This is a genomic window from Aeromonas sp. HMWF016 (assembly GCF_963878195.1).
GTDB lineage: Bacteria > Pseudomonadota > Gammaproteobacteria > Enterobacterales > Aeromonadaceae > Aeromonas > Aeromonas lacus.
In genome coordinates this window covers 1-17,749 of record NZ_CAWNWX010000100.1, presented here as the reverse complement: position 1 = coordinate 17,749, position 17,749 = coordinate 1, and the positions used below count along the sequence as shown (strand labels likewise).

Genomic DNA, 17,749 nt, shown 5'->3' with positions numbered 1-17,749 from the left:
TGCGTGGCCACCGTCGGCGGCTCCTGGATGCTGCCGGCCGATGCGGTCAAGAGCGGTAACTGGGAAGAGGTGACCCGCCTCTCCCGCGAGGCGGTTGAATTGGTTAAACGCTAAGTGCAAGTCGTGTAGATAAATCGAACAGGCCACCCTCGGGTGGCCTGTTTGATTTTTCGTTTCTCCCTCGGTGGGATCAAATATGCTCGCGCGGCCGATTACGCTTCGCTAATCGACCCTACCCGATCCGTTGTTGTGGGTGATCAGCCGAGGCTTTCCCCCTCATAGAGGGTGAAGCCCATATCCTTGCGGCTCTCGGCTGGCGGTTTGCCGCCGAGGCGGGCGAGCAGCATGGTGGCGGCTTCGCGGCCGATCTCTTCGCGGGGAGTGACGATACTGGCCAGCTTGGGAGTCATGGCGTGGCCAATGTCGAGGGCGTTGCTGCCGGCGATGGCAATCTGCTGCGGCACCGGGATCCAGCGGCTCTGACACTGCAGCAGGGCGCCGACAGCCAGGTCATCGTTGGTGCAAAAGATGCCGTCGAGGTCGGGGTAGCGCGCCAGCGCCTGATCAAGCAGCTCGCTGCCGAGGGTAAAGGTGGAGGATTGCTCGGTCAGCAGGTGCTGGCCGGTGAGGCCGAAGTCCTGCATCGCCTGATAGTAGCCCTCCATCCGCAGCTGGGTCCGCACGTCGAGACGGGCGCCGAGATAGACCACCTGACGTCGGCCCCGGCGCAGCATCTCTGATACCATGGCCCGGGCGGCCGCCTTGTGATCCATGCCGACCACCATGTCGATGGGGTCGGGGGGGAGATCCATGGTCTCCACCACCGGAATGCCGGCAGTGGCGATCATCTTGCGGGTGCGCTCGGTGTGGCGGCTGTCGGAGAGGATCAGGCCATCCACGTTGTAGGAGAGCAGCGAGGCGATCTGCTCCTCCTCCCGCTCCGGGCTGTAGCCGTAGTGGGCGAGCAGGGTCTGGTAGCCCGCCGGTCGGGTCACCGCTTCGATGCCGTGGATCACCGCTGAGAAGACCTGGTTGGAGAGGGAGGGGATCAGGATGCCGATCGCCCTGCTGGTCGCGTTGGAAAGAATGTCCGGCGCCCGGTTGGGGATATAGCCCAGCTCCTCCACCGCCGCGGCGATCCGCTCGCGGGTGCCCTCGGCCACGGTCTGCGGATCGCGCAGATAGCGGCTGACGGTCATCTTGGTGACCCCGGTCAGGTCGGCTATATCCTGCAGGGTGGGGCGGCGCTTGCGAGTGGGGCTCATGACGGTATCCAAGATGAATGTTACGTGTAACATTACCGTTTTTGGCGGCGAAAGTCAGCATATGAAACCGTAAAGAGGCAGATTTCCGATGGTAAAAGGCAAGCAGTTCGCACAGGTGCGTTTCACGCAGGATGAGGTGGAGGGGGAGCAGTTCTCGGAGTGCCGTTTTATCGGCTGTGACTTCTCCTGGCTCGATCTTGGCGAGAGCCGCTTCGTCGATTGCAGCTTCTACGATCGGGAGAGCGAGCAGAGTTGTCTGATGCAGGGCTGCGATCTGCGTGAGGTGAGCTTTCTGCGCTGTGATCTCACCATGGTCGATTGCAGTCGCAGCCAGTGTCTGGGGCTGGAGTTGCGCGACTGTCAGGCGGTGGGCATCAACTTTGCCCATGCCAGCTTTGCCAACCGGATCACCGCCAAGAGTTACTTCTGCGAGGCGCACCTGACCGGCAACAACTTCAGCTATGCCAGCTTCGAAGGCTGCCTGTTGGAGAAGTGCGAGCTGAGCAGCAACCGTTGGCAGGGGGCCAATCTGTTCGGCGCCTCGCTGGCGGGGTCTGACCTCAGTGGTTCCGAGTTTGGCCAGATCGACTGGAGCAGCTTCAGCCTGCAGGGTTGCGACCTGCGCCAGTGCGATTTGCCGGGGCTGGATCTGCGCCGGATCGATCTGCAGGGGGTGATGATTAACGAGGATCAGCAGCAGACGTTGCTGGAGCAGGTCGGTTTGATCGTCTTCCCCTGAGCTGACTGAAAAATATGTAATTTTTCACCAAAGAGGGGAGGAGCCTCTTCCCCTTGAATGACAAAAGCCTGCGCAGGGCAGGCTTTTGGCTTATGTGGGCTGGTGTGCGGCGTTACGAGCGCTTGCCCAGCCATTTGGTCGGGTTGATCGCCTCGCCCTGATAGCGGATCTCGAAGTAGAGGCCGGGCCTGTCCTGTCCGCCGCTGTCGCCGACCAGCGCCACCGGTTCGCCCTGTTCCACATTCTGGCCCACCTGACGCAGCAGCGACTGGTTGTGACCGTAGAGGCTCATGTAGCCGCTGCCGTGGTCGATCACCAGCAGCATACCGAAGCCGTCGAGCCAGTCGGCGTAAACCACCTGACCCGGGGCGACCGCCTTGACCTGGGTTCCTTCGCTGGCGCCGATCAGGGTACCTTTCCACTTCAGTTCGGCGGTGCGCGGCGAGCCGTAGGCGATGAGGATCGGCCCCTGTACCGGCCAGCGCAGGCTGCCGTTGGTTTTGAGCCCGGTGTAGTGGCCTGCACTACTGATGCCGGAACCGCGCTCCGGCTTGGTGCTGGCGACCTCCTGCTGGCTCGCCTGATCCTGACGCTGCTGCTCGGCACGGCGCTGTTCCGCCAGACGGCGCTGACGCTCCTGCTCCGCCTTCAGCTTGGCCAGCCGCTCCCGTTCGGCCCGTTCGCGGCGCTCCTGCTCTTCCCGTTTGCGACGCAGCTCTTCCAGTCGGGCCTTCAGCGCTTTCTCCGCCTTGACCAGCTGGGTCAGCTTCTGTTCGTCATCCTCGACCGACTGCTGCAGCTGGTTGCGCACCTTGGCCCGGCTCTGCTGGCTGGCCAGCAGGGTCTGGTGGTGCTCCTGCTGTTCACTCAGCAGGGCCTGCAGCTTGCTTTCGGTCTCTTTGGTGGCTTGCTGGTTTTTCGCCAGCTTGTCGCGGGTGGCTCGTAGCGCCTCGATGGCTTCGATGCGCGCCTTGTTGAGGTAGTCGTAGTAGTCGAGGGAGCGGCTCAGTTTGGCCGGATCCTGCTGATTGAGCAGCAGTTTGAGGTAATCGTGACTGCCGGCGGTGAAGGCGCTCTCCGCCTGCTTGGCCAGCAGTTGCTTCTGATGTTTGGCTTGTTGCTCCAGCGCCAGCTTGTCTTTTTGCAGATTGGCCAGCTTCTGCTGGTTCTGCTTGAGTTGCTGTCTGGTCTCATCGAGCTTGGCGGCAGCGGCCGAGATGGCCTGCTCGTCAGCTTTGAGCTGGGCGTTGAGCTTGGCCAGCTCCTGCTTGCTGAGCTTGATGGTTTGTTGTTGTTCCTTGATCTGGGACTGCATGGCGCCCAGCTGTTGATTGGCGGCCAAAGCCGGTTTGCTGGAGCCAAACGACAGGCAAAAAAACAGCGCGCCGGCCAACAGGCCGACGCGACTGGTTTTTGGTGAAATAACTTCGCATCCCCGCATGGGGAAGGATTATTTCAGAATCATCAGGGGCTTGCCAGTCATTTCCGGCGGCACCGGCAGACCCATCAGGGTCAGCATGGTGGGGGCCAGATCGGACAGTTTGCCACCCTCGGCAACCTCGGCTTTACGACCGAAGTAGATGAGCGGAACCGGCAGATTGGTGTGGGCGGTGTGAGCCTGACCAGTCTCTTCGTCCATCATCTTCTCGGCGTTGCCGTGGTCGGCAGTGATCAGGCACTCGCCACCCACTTCGGCGAGGGCGTCGGTAACGCGACCGATGCAGTGGTCAACGGCTTCACAGGCTTTGACGGCGGCATCGAACACACCGGTGTGACCAACCATGTCGCCATTCGGGTAGTTACAGATGATGACGTCGTACTTGCCGCTCTTGATGGCTGCAACCAGCTTGTCGGTCAGCTCTTCGGAGCTCATCTCCGGCTGCATGTCATAGGTGGCCACTTTCGGGCTGGCGACGATTTCGCGATCTTCGCCAGTGAAGCAGGCCTCTTCGCCACCGTTGAAGAAGAAGGTGACGTGAGCGTACTTCTCGGTTTCGGAGATGCGCAGCTGGGTCTTGCCCTGCTTGGCCAGCCACTCACCCAGGGTGTTGACCAGAGCGGTCGGCGGGTAGGCACAGGCGGTTTTGATGTCGGCCGCGTATTCGGTCAGCATCACGAAGTTCAGCTTCGGCTGGGCAGCACGGGCGAAACCGGTGAAGTCGGTGTCAACGAAGGCACGGGTGATTTCACGGGCACGGTCGGCACGGAAGTTCATGAAAATCAAAGCATCGCCGTCAACCATTGGGGCAGCTTCACCGATGCGGGTGGCCTTGACGAATTCGTCGTTCTCGTCGCGAGCATAGGCGGCAGCCAGCGCTTCGGTGGCGCTTTCGGCGGTGAACTCGCCCTTGCCCTGGGTCATCAGGTCATAGGCTTGCTGCACGCGATCCCAGCGGTTGTCGCGGTCCATAGCGTAGTAACGGCCGATCATGGAGGCGAAACGGCCCTTGCCCAGCTTGGCAAACAGGGCATCGAACAGCTCGATGGAGGACTGGGCGGAGCGCGGCGGTACGTCGCGGCCATCCAGGAAGGCGTGGAAGTAGATCTTCTCGGCGCCACGCTTGGCGGCCATCTCGATCATGCCCATGATGTGCTCTTCGTGGCTGTGCACGCCACCCGGAGACATCAGACCCATGATGTGAACGGCTTTGCCGTTGCTCACGGCAGCGTCAACAGCCTTGGCAATCTCCACGTTCTCGAAGAAGGGGCCGTCCTGAATGTCTTTGGAGATGCGGGTCAGCTCCTGATAGACGATGCGACCGGCACCGATGTTGACGTGGCCCACTTCGGAGTTGCCCATCTGGCCATCCGGCAGACCGACGTCCAGGCCGGAGCCGGAGATCAGGGTGCTGGTGTAATCACGGGCCAGACGATCGAGGTTGGGAGTCTTGGCGGCAGCGACGGCGTTGAACTCCTGCTTGGTGCTGTAGCCCCAACCGTCCATGATGACCAGAACCAAAGGTTTCTTAGCTGTTGACATAAGACTATGTCCTCTCGGATTGGAAAAAATGCGGGAAATGAAACTAGCGTAATATTACTACATCTGCCGAAATAGTCACCTGATAGCCAAGGGCGACCCCCTCGGCTCCGCACAGCGCCGTTTCAGGGGCGCAACATACCGAATCGTGATGGGAGCCTGCTCGCGCTTTCCCGCCAAGATGGCTGATCTTGGCTATTCCCCCATGTATACTCGGGCCCTTGTCTTGATCCCTGGATAGTAGAAGATGCAAGAGTATTTGGATTTCGCGGCTCGCAACCCGCTGCTGACCGCAGCCTGGTTCGGCCTGGCAGGCACTCTGGTTTACACCACTGTGCGTGCCCGTTTTTCTCCGGTAAAAACCGTCAACAACCACACCGCGACCCTGCTGATCAACCGTGAAAACGCCACCGTGGTGGATATTCGCAGTCAGGAAGAGTACGCCAAGGGCCATCTGGCCGGTGCCCAGCACCTGCCGCTCACCCAGATCCAGAGCAATAACCTGGGCCCGGTTGAAAAGCATAAAGATGCCCCCATCATAGTGGTGTGCGAGTCGGGAATGACTGCGGGCGGCGCAGGTCGTCAACTGAGCAAGGCCGGATTCCAGCAGGTATATGTGCTCGGCGGTGGCATGGCCCAGTGGCGTGCAGAAAATCTGCCGGTCACCAAGAAGCGCTGATTAACGCTGATTCAAGCAGGGCCTGTGCCCACTTATCCATATAAAAGGAAGCAAACGAAATGGCTGACGAGATCAACAACCAGGAAGTACAACCGGAATTCCACATCCAGCGTGTCTACACCAAGGATGTCTCTTTCGAAGCGCCCAACACCCCGCACATCTTCCAGAAAGAGTGGCAGCCGGACGTCAAGCTGGACATGGACACCAAGACCAACATCCTGGCTGACAGCGTCTACGAAGTGGTGCTGACCCTGACCGTCACCTGCAAGCTGGAAACCGAAACTGCCTTCCTGTGCGAAGTTCAGCAAGCCGGTATCTTCACCATCGGCAACCTGCCGGAGCCGCAACTGGCTCACTGCCTGGCTGCCTTCTGCCCGAACATCCTGTTCCCGTATGCCCGCGAAGCCGTGGCCAACATGGTGAGCAAGGGTTCCTTCCCGCAGCTGAACCTGGCACCGGTCAACTTCGATGCCCTGTTTGCCCAGCACATGGCGCAAGCTCAGGCCCAGCAGGCGACTGCGGAAGCCTGATAATGGCTGACCAGATCGCTATCTCGGTCCTGGGGGCGGGGTCTTACGGCTCCGCCCTTGCCATTTCTCTGGCGCGCAACGGTCATCCGACCCTGCTGTGGGGTCATGACCCCGCCCATGTCGCCGAGCTGGAACAGGATCGCTGCAACAAGGCATTTTTGCCGGATGTCCCTTTCCCCGCCGACCTGCAACTGACTGCGGATCTGCAACGTGCGGTACAGGCTGCCCCCGTACTGCTGCTGGTTGTGCCGAGCCACGTATTCGGCCAGGTGCTGACTCAGGTCAAACCCTTCCTGCGCCCCGATACCCGTATCGCCTGGGCCACCAAGGGGCTGGAGCCTGACAGCGGCCGCCTGCTGCAGGATGTGGCCCGCGAGGTGCTGGGTGACGAGATGCCGCTGGCGGTCATCTCCGGCCCGACCTTCGCCAAGGAGCTGGCTGCCGGCATGCCGACCGCCATCTCGGTCGCCTCGACCCACGATGATTTCGCCGACGATCTCTCCCATCTGCTGCACTGTGGCCGTTCGTTCCGGGTCTATACCAATCCGGACTTCGTCGGTCTGCAACTGGGTGGTGCAGTGAAGAACGTCATCGCCATCGGTGCCGGTCTCTCCGACGGGCTGGGTTTTGGTGCCAACGCCAGAACCGCGCTCATCACCCGGGGTCTGGTGGAGATGCAGCGTCTTGGAGCTGCGCTTGGAGCCGATGCCAAAACCTTTATGGGGATGGCTGGGCTCGGGGATCTGGTGCTCACCTGTACCGACAACCAGTCGCGCAACCGTCGCTTCGGACTGGCGCTCGGCGCCGGTAAAGGTGTCGACACTGCCATGACCGAGATCGGTCAGGTGGTAGAGGGGTATCGCAACACCAAGGAGGTGCATCTGCTGGCGGCACGCTGCGGCGTCGAGATGCCCATCTGCGAACAGATCTTCAAGGTGCTCTATGAGGGGAAAAACCCGAAAGAGGCCGCCATCGCCCTGCTGTCGCGCGACAAGAAGGACGAGTAATCTGCCGATTGCCCATGCAAAAGGCCCCGCCGGATGGCGGGGCCTTTTCTTTGCGCCGCAAGGGCAACAAATCAGTAGTAGGAGTGGTCGCCGCGCTGGTGCTCGGTGGCGTCTTTGACACCCTTGAGTTCGCCCGGGAATTTCTCCAGCAACTGCTTCTCGATACCCTCTTTCAGGGTGTAATCGACCATGGAGCAGCCGTTGCAACCGCCGCCAAACTGCAGAATGGCATAGCCATCTTCAGTCAGCTCGGTCAGGGTCACCTTGCCGCCGTGACCGGCCAGCATGGGGTTCACCTCGGAGATGAGAGTGTACTCGATGCGCTCGATCAGCGGGGCATCGTCGGCAACCTTGCGCATCTTGGCGTTCGGCGCCTTCAGGGTGAGCTGGGAGCCCATCTGATCGGTCACGAAATCGATGGTGGCATCCACCAGGAAGGGGGCGCTCAGGGGATCGACCATGCAGTCGAAACCGCTGAAAGGCAGGTGCTGATCTTCCGGATCCACGGCATCGGGTGGGCAATACGATACGCCACACTCGGCATTCTGGGTTCCCGGATTGACCACAAACACCCGGATATTGGTGCCATCAGGCTGTTTTTCCAGCAGTTTACGGAAATGGGCCTGGGCGGCGTCGGAAATGCTGATCATCACTATCCTCATAAACCTGAGTGTACGACTAGGGTATTCATGATAACGCGGTTAGCAAGGCTTGGGTAGCATGCCGATGGCTACTTGAGATGCCTCTGGGTGCGGCAGATTGCCCAGACCTCCACCTTTGTGATCCCGCTCTCATGAAGCAGGCGGGTGAGCTGACCGGCGGTAGCGCCCGTGGTAACCACGTCATCGAGCAGAGCGATATGGCGATAGTGGTGCGACGCGATATGAAATGCGCCGCGCAGATTGCGACGCCGCTGGCCTGCGCTGAGTTTGGTCTGCTGTGGCGTCGCTCTGATCCTGCGCAGCAGCCGGTTATCGCAAGGAATTCCGGTTAGCTGGCTCAGGTGACAGGCGATCTCCTCCGCCTGGTTGAAGCCGCGCCACCACTGACGCCACCAATGCAGAGGGACCGGAATAATCGCCTCTGGCAGGTCATCGCAATCGAGATGATCTGCCAGCAAGCGGGCCAACAGGGGTGCCAGCAGAATTTGCCCCGAATACTTCAGGCGCGGGATCAGGGCCGGGTAGGGCGGTTGATAGTCACCGATCACCTGGAGTCGCTCCCACGGCGGTGGCCTGCGCTGGCAGCGGCCGCATACTACCCCGGTCTGTATCTCTTCCGGCAGTGGGGCGGCGCAGAGTCGACAGCGCTGTTGTGGCTGATGCAGGGACTGCCGACACCAGCTGCATAGCAAAGGTTCCTCATCACAAGGCTGCCGACAGAGCAGGCAGCTTCCCTGCCAGTCGGCGTGGCTGCCGAACAGTGGACTTGCTTTGGCAAGCAGGCGCTTTAACATGCTGACCCCAAGAGCATGAACAGGGATCTTGAGTCTAGATGAGCGTATCGGTAGAGCAGTTTGGTCAGGGACCCGATCTGGTGCTGTTGCACGGATGGGGAATGAACGGCGCAGTGTGGCACGGCATCGCCCAGCAGCTGGCGGTACATTACCGGGTTCATCTGGTGGATCTGCCCGGCTTTGGCAACAGCCCGTTGGCCGAGGGGGTCGACTATAACCTGCCATGGCTGGCGGAGCAGGTTGCCACCGTGTTGCCAGAGAAGTGTCATCTGGTGGGGTGGTCGCTCGGTGGTCTGGTGGCAAGCCAACTGGCGCTGACTCATCACGAGCGGCTGCTCTCCCTGATCACGGTAGCCAGCTCCCCCTGCTTTATGGCGCGAGACGAGTGGCCAGGTATTGCCCCCAAGGTGCTGACCGGTTTCAACCAGATGCTGGCGGGGGATTTTCGCCAGACAATTGAGCGCTTTCTGGCGATCCAGGCGATGGGCAGCGAACATGCCCGGGACGATATCCGCCAGCTGCGCCACTGGCTTGCGGAACGACCTGCTCCTCAGTTCGCCGCACTGGAGGCTGGGCTCGGTTTGCTGGCTGATATTGATCTGCGCGATGACCTGACATCCCTGGCGTTGCCCTGGCTGCGCATCTATGGTCGGCTGGATTCACTGGTGCCCAAAGCAGCCATTCCTCTGCTGGATGAACTCTATCCCGCTAGTCGAAGCGTCACCTTCAGCAAGGCCTCACATGCACCTTTTATTTCCCACCCTGACGAATTCATTGAAATCCTTCGAGATTTTTTTGGCTAAAAAATAGCCTCAAAGCTTCATTAATCCTCTGGTCTGGCGGATAATTAAGCTGTGATCAGAGGAGTAACGCCATGCGTATTGAATCCGCCTTTAACAGTGGCCTGCAGGGATTCCAGCGAGCCGAGCAGGTTGCCGATCGGGCATCCGGCCAGCTTGCCCGTCTCAACACGCCAAGCGGGGATCAGGTGCAAGTGCCGGACGAGCTCGTCAACCTCAAGTCTGCCGAGCTGCAAGCCGGAGCCTCCGCCAAGGTGATGAAGACTGCCAGCGACATGATGGGAACCCTGATCGACATCCGGGTGTGAGATGAACATCAATGTCAGTCTGCCCCCCCTTATTCCGACTCAGCTGCAACCTCAGGTGGAAGCGGCCCGGACGGATAATCGCCGGGCAGAACTGATCCCGCAGGCTCGCTCGAGCCAGGCTTCCGTTGCCGAATCTGAAGTCGGTTCGCAGAAAGAGAAATCCAAAGCCGGTCAGGCGACCAACACCAACCCCGCCACCCAGAGCAGCCGGGAAGGCAACCAATCCACCGTGCAGAATCCCCTCGACCATCGTTTTGTCGAAGCGACGGGGGAGGATAGTCAGCGCAAGCAACAAGACCCGAATAATAAAGAGCAGCAACAGCGGCACGAGCAGCAGGTTCAGGATCTGGCTGATAGGGATCAGGAGGTGCGCACCCATGAACAGGCGCACCACTCTGCCGGCGGTAGCTATGCGGGTATGCCTACCTTCCAGTTTACTCAGGGGCCGGATGGCAAGCGCTATGCGACCGGCGGTGAAGTCCAGATAGACACCAGCGCAGTGCCCAGTGATCCTGCTGCCACCATCACCAAGATGCAGCAAATCCGTTCGGCAGCGCTGGCTCCTGCCGAGCCATCAGCTCAGGATCTATCGGTCGCACGCAGTGCGGCTGCCAGTGAAGCCAAAGCACGCAAAGAGCTGATAGCCGAACGCAGCAATAGTACGGACGGGGTGTTGAGCGCTTACATGGACAAGCGCAATCAGGTGATCGCCAACCGCTATCAGCAGTCTGTGAGCCCGGCTGCAAACCAGTCACTTAGTCTGCGTATCTGACGCAGTGCCAGCAACTTTCGGCAGCACACCCCATTTTTGCAACTAACCTGAAGATCAGGCCCATCCTATTTTTACAGGAGCTGTCATGCATTTCGATGAAGTCAAACCGGAAGATTTCACTACCTTCTCCCGTGTACCGCCGGCCCATCTGCAGATGGAGCAATTTCTGATGCAGCTGGGTGGTGGTGGCACCGAGGGCACCAGTTTCAAGAAGAAAGTGATGCTTGCTGCAGGCTGGAGCCACACAGGGGTGGTCTCCTACGGCAAATACCCGCAGGAGGCCTGTAAGGCCTTCAACCGGCTGCGGGAAGTATTGGCAGCCCATCAGGAGGCTGACGCCATTCTGGCCGCACTGGCCCAATAACGCTGAGTAACAGTGACAAAAAAGCCCCTCGCGGGGCTTTTTGCATTTCTGGGGCGCTTATTTCTTCAGCTTGGAGAGGGCCGCTGCGAAGGCGTTGCCCATGGCTCCCTCGGTCGGAGCACTCTGCCGGGAGGCCTGTTTCGGCTTGGCATTGCCGGAGTGGCGCGGTTCGGCCGGTTTGCGTGCCGGCTGGCCAGCCTTCTCGTCAAGGCGCATGGTCAGGCTGATCCGCTTGCGCGGCACGTCCACTTCCAGCACTTTCACTCGCACGATGTCACCCGCCTTGACCACCTCGCGGGGATCCTTGACGAAGCGGTCGGTGAGAGAGGAGATGTGCACCAGGCCATCCTGATGGACGCCGATATCGACGAAGGCGCCAAAGTTGGTGACGTTGGTGACCACCCCCTCCAGCACCATCTCGGGCACCAGATCGCTGATTTTCTCCACCCCTTCCTTGAAGGTCGCGGTTTTGAACTCGGGGCGCGGGTCGCGGCCCGGCTTGTCCAGTTCGCCGATGATGTCGGTGACGGTGGGTACACCGAACTGCTCGTCCGTATAGTCGGCAGGCTTGAGAGTGCGTAGCAGGCTGCTGTTGCCGAGCAGGCTATCCACGGTCTGTTCCAGCCTTGCGAGGATCCGCTCTACCACAGGGTAGGATTCCGGGTGTACCGCCGAGCCGTCCAGCGGGTTGCTGCCACCGCGAATGCGCAGGAAGCCAGCACACTGCTCGAACGCCTTGGGGCCGAGCCGGCTCACTTTCAGCAGTTGCTGACGATTCTGGAAGGCGCCGTGTGCGTCGCGGTAGGCAACGATGTTCTGGGCCAGGGTCTGGGAGAGGCCGGATACCCGGTTGAGCAGGGCGACCGAAGCGGTGTTCACATCCACCCCGACCGCGTTTACGCAATCCTCGACCACGGCATCGAGCCGGCGGGCCAGCTGGCTCTGGCCGACATCGTGCTGGTACTGACCCACACCTATGCTCTTGGGATCGATCTTGACCAGCTCGGCCAGCGGATCCTGCAGACGGCGGGCGATGGAGACGGCGCCGCGCAGTGAGACGTCGAGATCCGGGAACTCCAGCGAGGCGAGCTCGGAGGCGGAATAGACCGAGGCTCCCGCTTCGCTTACCACAATTTTCTGCGCCTTGGCGGCCGGATAGCGTTCAAACAGATCGCTTACCAGGCGGTCGGTCTCCCGCGAGGCGGTGCCGTTGCCAATGCTGATGAGTTCGACCTTGTGCTTCTGGCAGAGCTCGCTCAGGGTCTTGAGGCTCTGGTCGATCTGGCGCTTGGGTTCGAACGGATAGATAGTCGCGGTGTCGACCAGCTTGCCGGTGGCATCGACCACGGCTACCTTGACGCCGGTACGGATGCCGGGATCCAGCCCCATGGTGCAACGCATGCCGGCCGGAGCCGCCATCAGCAGATCCTTGAGGTTCATGGCAAATACCTTGATCGCCTCATCCTCTGCTGACTCGCGGATGCGACCGATCAGTTCGGTCTCCATCTGGAGCGATAGCTTGATCTTCCAGGTCCAGCTCACCACCCCTTGCAGCCACTTGTCGGCCGGGCGATTTTGCAGGTTGAGCTTGAGGTGATGGGCAATAATCCCTTCGCAGGGGCTGGCACCCTCATCGTCACCCGCGACCAGCGCCAGATTGAGCACACCCTCGTTGCGCCCGCGCAGCATGGCCAGCACCCGGTGGGAGGGGGCCTTGTGCAGCGGTTCATCGTGTTCGAAGTAGTCCTTGAACTTGGCCCCTTCCTGCTCTTTGCCAGCCACCACGCGAGCGCGCAGGGTGGCGTTCTGCCACAGGTAGTCACGCAGCTTCTCCAGCAGGTCGGCCTGCTCGGCGAAGCGCTCCATCAGGATGTAGCGGGCGCCATCGAGAACCGCTTTGCTGTCAGTGATCCCCTGCTCGGCGTTGAGGAAGCGAACCGCCTCTTGCTCGGGCTCTTTCATTGGGTCGCTCAGCAGCAGGTCGGCCAGCGGTTCCAGCCCCGCCTCGATGGCCATCTGCCCCTTGGTGCGACGCTTGGGCTTGTAGGGGAGATAGAGATCTTCCAGTCGGGTCTTGCTGTCGGCGTTGTTCAGCTCGCGGGCCAGCTCGGGGGTCAGCTTGCCCTGCTCCTCGATGGAGCGCAGGATCACCTGGCGGCGATCCGCCAGTTCGCGCAGGTAGCCGAGTCGGCTCTCCAGGGTACGCAGCTGGCTGTCGTCCAGACCGCCAGTCACCTCTTTGCGGTAACGGGCGATGAAGGGCACGGTCGCGCCTTCATCCAGGAGGCGTACAGCGGCTTCGACTTGTTGCGGACGAGCATTGAGCTCGGCGGCGATCAGATGTTCGATGGTCTGTGTCATGGTTTCTGTTAAGAACCTCTGTGGTCGGGTCTGGCTCAATGGCGCCAAGTGCCAGCACTATAGGGTGCGCAGGAGGGGATGCCAACCACATGGCCGGCATCGGGGACGGGCTAGCGCGGGTAGCTGATGTCGTTGACATACCAGCAGACGTCACCGACTGGCGTACGCACTATGGCTTCGTCGCCCACCTCTTTCTTGAGCAGGGCGCGGGCCATGGGGGAGTCGATGGAGATGTAATCCTTGCGCTCGAAGATCTCGTCATAGCCGACGATGCGAAAGCGCTTGGTCTCGCCCTCGTCGTTCTCCACCTCGACCCAGGCACCGAAGAAGACCTTGCCCTCCTGAGCGGGGGCGTAATCGACAATCCCCAGCTCTTCCAGACACTTGCGCAGGTAACGTACCCGCCGGTCGATCTCACGCAACCGCTTCTTGTTGTACTGATAGTCGGCATTCTCGCTGCGATCACCGAGGCTGGCCGCCCAAGCCACCTTGCGGGTGGTCTCGGGTCGCTCCTGACGCCACAGGAAATCGAGCTCTTCCTTCAGTTTGTTGTAACCTTCGCGGGTGATCAGCTTTGTCTTCATGATGATCTCTGACCTGGTCTGATAGAGAGGTGGTGCTAACTGCACGGGAATATTAGCTTTTGTCCCTCTGCTGTCGAGTGAAATCATGGTCTCCGGGTGGCTGCGACAAGATATGGCCAATACGATTTTCGTTCGATTGACTTCCGCTTCCGCAATCATCAAGCAATAACCGGTAACATATTTATGCTTTGCTCCCGCAGTGCCCCGCCCTAGTATTGGAGGCAGATTAAGGCGACGAGGCAATCCAATGAGTCAGCAGCAATACAAGGTCCTGGTGGTGGACGACGATCTGAAATTACGCTCCCTGCTGGAGCGCTACCTCACCGAACAGGGGTTCGTGGTGCGTGGCGTTGCCAACGGCGAGCAGGCCGATCGTCTGCTGACCCGTGAAAACTTCAGCCTGATGGTGCTCGACCTGATGCTGCCCGGCGAGGATGGTCTCTCCATCTGCCGTCGTCTGCGCGAGGGAGGCAACCAGATCCCGGTCTTGATGCTGACCGCCAAGGGGGATGATGTCGACCGTATCGTCGGGCTCGAGATGGGGGCGGATGACTACCTGCCCAAGCCGTTCAATCCGCGCGAGCTGCTGGCCCGGATCCGTGCCGTGCTGCGCCGTCATACCGTCGAGTTGCCCGGCGCCCCTTCGGCCGCCGAGAAGGTGGTCAACTTCGGGGTTTATCAACTCAATCTCGCGACCCGCGAGCTGAGCCGCGATGGTGAGCCCATGGCGCTGACCAGCGGTGAATTTGCCGTGCTCAAGGTGCTGGTGAGCCACCCGCGCGAGCCGCTCTCCCGCGACAAGCTGATGAATCTGGCTCGGGGCCGCGAATACACCGCCACCGAGCGCAGCATCGACGTGCAGGTGTCGCGCCTGCGCCGCCTGCTGGAGCAGGATCCGACCCAGCCGCGTTATCTGCAGACTGTCTGGGGTCTGGGCTACGTCTTTGTGCCTGATGGTGAAAGAGCATGAAAAAAGTCGGGAGCATGTTTTCACGCATGCTCTGGTTTTTGGCGGCCGTGCTGATCGTCTATCAAGCTGTCTCCTATGTTACCTTCTACAACTATCTGCTGGCCCCGACGGTCAAGCAGATCAGTCACCTGTTGGCCAATCAGGTCAAACTCATCTTTCCGGTCGAGAGCAATCAGCTGGCGCTGAGCGATGACGCCGAGGCGCTGGTCTATGTGGCGACCGGCAGCGATATCTACACCCAGAGCGAAGCGGAGCAGCATGGACTCAACGACTCCAAGCCCTATGCCTATCTGGAGGAGAACATCAGTCGCGAGCTTGGTGGCAAGACCAAGGTGCGGGTCGAGATCCAGGATCACTACATCATCTGGATCCAGCCTCCCCAGGCCAACAAAACCTGGGTCCGAATCCCGCTGACCGAGATTGAAGATGACGATATCGAGCCGCTCATCCTCTATATGAGCGTGCTGCTGGTGATCACCCTCTTTGCCGCCTGGCGTTTTGCCCGTCAGCTGGTTCGCCCGCTGGAGGATCTGGAGGAGGGAGCCGTTGCGGTGGCCAAAGGGGAGTTCCCCGAGGCGCTGGGCGAGCAGGGGTCCCGTGAAGTTCGCCGTCTGACCCGTACCTTCAACCATATGTCGCACTCCATCAAGAGCCTGATAGAGGAGCGCAATATGATGATGGCGGGGGTTTCCCACGATCTGCGCACTCCGCTGACCCGCATTCGCCTCGCGACCGAGATGATGTCGTCGGGGGATGAGTACCTCAAGGAGAGCATCAACTCCGATATCGATGAATCCAACGCCATTATCGACCAGTTCATCGACTACATCCGTCCCGATGAAGGTCAGCAGTTCTCCACGGCCGATTTGACCCAGCTGGTGCACGACACCTTGCTGATGCATGCCGAGCAGGGACTGGATGTTGATCTCGCCCTGCCGAAGGACGCGGTGCGAGTAGTCTGTAACCCGATCAGCATGCGGCGGGTGTTGACCAACCTGGCGGGCAACTCGTTACGCTATGGGGCAGGCAGCCTGCATGCCGAGCTGAAAGACGATGGTCACTGGGTTCGTTTGCGCTTGTCCGATGATGGCCCGGGTATCCCAGAGCAGGACTACACCCGGGTACTCAAGCCATTTACTCAGGGGAATGTGGCTCGTACCGTGGGGGGGAGCGGGCTGGGACTGGCCATCGTCGCCAAGATCATGGCCCAGCATCACGGCACTATCAGGCTGGGACGATCCGAGCTGGGCGGCTTGCTGGTCGAGCTGCGGTTACCCAAGAACCAGCCGCAGGAGTGGATGGATTGAGATAAGGGGCGTATCGAGAGATACGCCCCTTCTGCTTAGTCAGGCTTGTGGCTTGGCGGTATTGCGGTAGCGCTTGCCATATTTCAGCTGCTGGATGAGCAGGGCCGCAACGATCAGGGCCAGCCCGATAGGGGTGGCGGGGTGAATGGTTTCGCCGATGAGCAGGTTGAGCAGCACCAGCGAGGCAAACGGCGAGATGAAGATAAGGTTGCTGATGGGGGCGGTGTTGGTGGCGTGGCGCAGCGCCATCAACCAGAGCACGAAACCGAAACCCATCTCGAACAGCCCTACATAGATGGCGCCTGCCCATCCCTGCCAAGCGGTCATGGCAAAATCGGAAAGCAGCCAGGTCGCAACAACGATAAAGGGCAGGCTGATGATGAAGCCAAGCAGCAAGCTGACGACGGGATCTCCCTGATTGCGGGTATTGAGGATCCAGTAGCTGGCCCAGATGAGGGTCGACACCAGCGCCAGCGTTACGCCGAGCGGGCTGTCGAACTGCAGGCCGAATACATCCCCCTTGGTGGCGATCACCAGCGCGCCAAAGTAGCCAAGCACGATGGCGACGCCATCGCGGCGACGCAGTTTCTGACCGAGGAAGGGAACGGCCAGCAGACTGAGGGTGATGGCCCAGGTGTAGTTGAGGGTCTGCGCCTGCTGGGCAGGCAGCAGGTCATATGCCTTGAACAGCAGCAGGTAATAGAGGAAGGGATTGAGTACGCCCAGCGCCAGATAGTAGAACGGGCGAGCCTTGATATAGCTGCCCAGCAGGCCCAGTTTGCCCTGTTTGGCCACGATGGCGGTCAGCGTCAGTGTCGAGGTAAACGCCGCGACCAGTAGCAGTTGCACCGGTTCAAAGTAGGTGAGCGATATCTTGAAGGCACTGGCGACCGTCGACCAGAGCGCAACGGCACAGAGGCCATATTGATAGGCTTTCTTTTGATCTTTGATCATGTGGGAGTCGTTCCATTGACGAAGGCGGAGCCCAGTCTATCAGTCTGCTTGCCGGCTTGTCGTCAGTGCTGCCGGCAGGGGGAGCAGAGGCGGTGAGTGCGAGATCCATCTGTCACATAAAATTGCGCACAATCTGTTCGCCTTCACTTGCGCAAATTTGAAAAATCCGTATAATCCCCTCCGCTTGCCCATGAGGCTAGCCAGACGATATGTCTGCTTGCTGAGTATCCCCTTTGTGGGAACCAGCCATACAGTCTCCCCGATATGGGGAGAAACGTGAAAAATCACACCTCTGGCGGGAGAAATCTCGGTCGGGCGGTGTTGATTTATGTTCTTTTATCTATTGGAGCTCTGTCAATGCAGAACCAAAGAATCCGTATCCGCCTGAAGGCTTTTGATCATCGCCTGATTGATCAGTCCACTGCGGAAATCGTTGAAACTGCTAAGCGCACTGGCGCGCAGGTTCGCGGTCCTATCCCGCTGCCGACTCGCAAAGAGCGTTTCACCGTTCTGATCTCCCCGCACGTCAACAAAGACGCGCGTGATCAGTACGAGATCCGCACTCACAAGCGTCTGGTAGACATCGTTGAGCCGACTGACAAGACCGTAGACGCCCTGATGCGTCTGGATCTGGCAGCTGGTGTAGACGTCCAGATCAGCCTGGGTTAATTACGGA

19 protein-coding genes and 1 pseudogene are annotated in these 17,749 nt (G+C 60.2%); 12 read left to right on the top strand and 8 right to left on the bottom strand.

What is annotated here, in order from left to right:
- Positions 1-114 (top strand): annotated as a pseudogene (locus AACS24_RS16340) (bifunctional 4-hydroxy-2-oxoglutarate aldolase/2-dehydro-3-deoxy-phosphogluconate aldolase); the annotation flags it as partial.
- Positions 115-257: 143 nt separating this feature from the next.
- Here the strand turns inward: AACS24_RS16340 and AACS24_RS16335 are convergent.
- Entirely contained in the window at positions 258-1,265 is a 1,008-nt protein-coding gene (locus AACS24_RS16335; RefSeq protein WP_108571339.1) for a substrate-binding domain-containing protein, read from the bottom strand.
- Positions 1,266-1,353: 88 nt separating this feature from the next.
- On the opposite strand from AACS24_RS16335, the gene AACS24_RS16330 reads away from it, so the two are divergent.
- Positions 1,354-2,004 carry a Qnr family pentapeptide repeat protein gene (locus tag AACS24_RS16330; RefSeq protein ID WP_108571338.1) on the top strand — a complete coding sequence of 217 codons (651 nt, stop codon included), beginning with the start codon at positions 1,354-1,356 and terminating at the stop codon, positions 2,002-2,004.
- A gap of 112 nt (positions 2,005-2,116) precedes the next feature.
- On the opposite strand, the gene envC is transcribed toward AACS24_RS16330, so the two are convergent.
- Positions 2,117-3,445 carry a murein hydrolase activator EnvC gene (envC, locus tag AACS24_RS16325; RefSeq protein WP_108571337.1) on the bottom strand — a complete coding sequence of 443 codons (1,329 nt, stop codon included), beginning with the start codon at positions 3,443-3,445 and terminating at the stop codon, positions 2,117-2,119.
- A gap of 9 nt (positions 3,446-3,454) precedes the next feature.
- The gene (gene gpmM / locus AACS24_RS16320) at positions 3,455-4,984 is read right to left on the bottom strand and encodes a 2,3-bisphosphoglycerate-independent phosphoglycerate mutase (RefSeq protein ID WP_108571336.1); all 1,530 of its coding nucleotides are present in this window, start codon (positions 4,982-4,984) and stop codon (positions 3,455-3,457) included.
- Between the two features lie 244 nt (positions 4,985-5,228).
- Between gpmM and AACS24_RS16315 the strand changes: the two genes are divergently transcribed.
- The 3 genes from AACS24_RS16315 to gpsA are packed head-to-tail and all read left to right on the top strand — an operon-like array spanning position 5,229 to position 7,197.
- Positions 5,229-5,660 carry a rhodanese-like domain-containing protein gene (locus AACS24_RS16315; protein ID WP_033115600.1) on the top strand — a complete coding sequence of 144 codons (432 nt, stop codon included), beginning with the start codon at positions 5,229-5,231 and terminating at the stop codon, positions 5,658-5,660.
- 59 nt (positions 5,661-5,719) lie between these two features.
- Positions 5,720-6,190 carry a protein-export chaperone SecB gene (secB, locus tag AACS24_RS16310; RefSeq protein WP_033115599.1) on the top strand — a complete coding sequence of 157 codons (471 nt, stop codon included), beginning with the start codon at positions 5,720-5,722 and terminating at the stop codon, positions 6,188-6,190.
- A 2-nt stretch (positions 6,191-6,192) separates the two neighbouring features.
- A complete protein-coding gene (gpsA, locus tag AACS24_RS16305) occupies positions 6,193-7,197 on the top strand; it encodes an NAD(P)H-dependent glycerol-3-phosphate dehydrogenase (protein ID WP_108571335.1) in 1,005 nt (334 codons plus the stop codon).
- 71 nt (positions 7,198-7,268) lie between these two features.
- On the opposite strand, the gene nfuA is transcribed toward gpsA, so the two are convergent.
- Both nfuA and AACS24_RS16295 read right to left on the bottom strand, forming a co-directional pair.
- Complete coding sequence (gene nfuA, locus AACS24_RS16300; protein WP_033115597.1) at positions 7,269-7,847, bottom strand: Fe-S biogenesis protein NfuA; 579 nt, start codon at positions 7,845-7,847, stop codon at positions 7,269-7,271.
- Between the two features lie 80 nt (positions 7,848-7,927).
- On the bottom strand, positions 7,928-8,653 hold the full coding sequence (locus tag AACS24_RS16295) for a ComF family protein (protein ID WP_108571334.1): 726 nt from the start codon (positions 8,651-8,653) through the stop codon (positions 7,928-7,930).
- A 38-nt stretch (positions 8,654-8,691) separates the two neighbouring features.
- Here AACS24_RS16295 and bioH point away from each other — a divergent pair, with 38 nt between their 5' ends.
- From bioH to AACS24_RS16275, 4 genes are all read left to right on the top strand, one after another.
- Positions 8,692-9,456 (top strand): pimeloyl-ACP methyl ester esterase BioH, encoded by a 765-nt coding sequence (gene bioH, locus AACS24_RS16290; protein WP_108571333.1) that lies wholly within the window; start codon positions 8,692-8,694, stop codon positions 9,454-9,456.
- A 71-nt stretch (positions 9,457-9,527) separates the two neighbouring features.
- Entirely contained in the window at positions 9,528-9,761 is a 234-nt protein-coding gene (locus AACS24_RS16285) for a flagellar hook protein FlgE (RefSeq protein ID WP_043850655.1), read from the top strand.
- 1 nt (position 9,762) lies between these two features.
- On the top strand, positions 9,763-10,533 hold the full coding sequence (locus AACS24_RS16280; RefSeq protein WP_108571332.1) for a putative metalloprotease CJM1_0395 family protein: 771 nt from the start codon (positions 9,763-9,765) through the stop codon (positions 10,531-10,533).
- Positions 10,534-10,618: 85 nt separating this feature from the next.
- Positions 10,619-10,897 carry a hypothetical protein gene (locus tag AACS24_RS16275; protein ID WP_033115592.1) on the top strand — a complete coding sequence of 93 codons (279 nt, stop codon included), beginning with the start codon at positions 10,619-10,621 and terminating at the stop codon, positions 10,895-10,897.
- A gap of 57 nt (positions 10,898-10,954) precedes the next feature.
- On the opposite strand, the gene AACS24_RS16270 is transcribed toward AACS24_RS16275, so the two are convergent.
- A complete protein-coding gene (locus tag AACS24_RS16270; protein WP_108571331.1) occupies positions 10,955-13,258 on the bottom strand; it encodes a Tex family protein in 2,304 nt (767 codons plus the stop codon).
- A gap of 110 nt (positions 13,259-13,368) precedes the next feature.
- A complete protein-coding gene (gene greB, locus AACS24_RS16265) occupies positions 13,369-13,842 on the bottom strand; it encodes a transcription elongation factor GreB (protein ID WP_033115590.1) in 474 nt (157 codons plus the stop codon).
- 247 nt (positions 13,843-14,089) lie between these two features.
- Between greB and ompR the strand changes: the two genes are divergently transcribed.
- Both ompR and envZ read left to right on the top strand, forming a co-directional pair.
- The gene (gene ompR, locus AACS24_RS16260) at positions 14,090-14,812 is read left to right on the top strand and encodes an osmolarity response regulator transcription factor OmpR (protein ID WP_033115589.1); all 723 of its coding nucleotides are present in this window, start codon (positions 14,090-14,092) and stop codon (positions 14,810-14,812) included.
- The gene (envZ, locus tag AACS24_RS16255; protein WP_108571330.1) at positions 14,809-16,119 is read left to right on the top strand and encodes a two-component system sensor histidine kinase EnvZ; all 1,311 of its coding nucleotides are present in this window, start codon (positions 14,809-14,811) and stop codon (positions 16,117-16,119) included. Before ompR ends, envZ begins: the two co-directional genes overlap by 4 nt.
- Before the next feature lie 39 nt (positions 16,120-16,158).
- Here envZ and AACS24_RS16250 read toward each other — a convergent pair whose 3' ends face one another.
- On the bottom strand, positions 16,159-17,073 hold the full coding sequence (locus AACS24_RS16250; protein ID WP_041209711.1) for a DMT family transporter: 915 nt from the start codon (positions 17,071-17,073) through the stop codon (positions 16,159-16,161).
- Positions 17,074-17,430: 357 nt separating this feature from the next.
- On the opposite strand from AACS24_RS16250, the gene rpsJ reads away from it, so the two are divergent.
- On the top strand, positions 17,431-17,742 hold the full coding sequence (rpsJ, locus tag AACS24_RS16245) for a 30S ribosomal protein S10 (protein WP_005307944.1): 312 nt from the start codon (positions 17,431-17,433) through the stop codon (positions 17,740-17,742).
- The last annotated feature ends 7 nt before the right edge of the window (positions 17,743-17,749 follow it).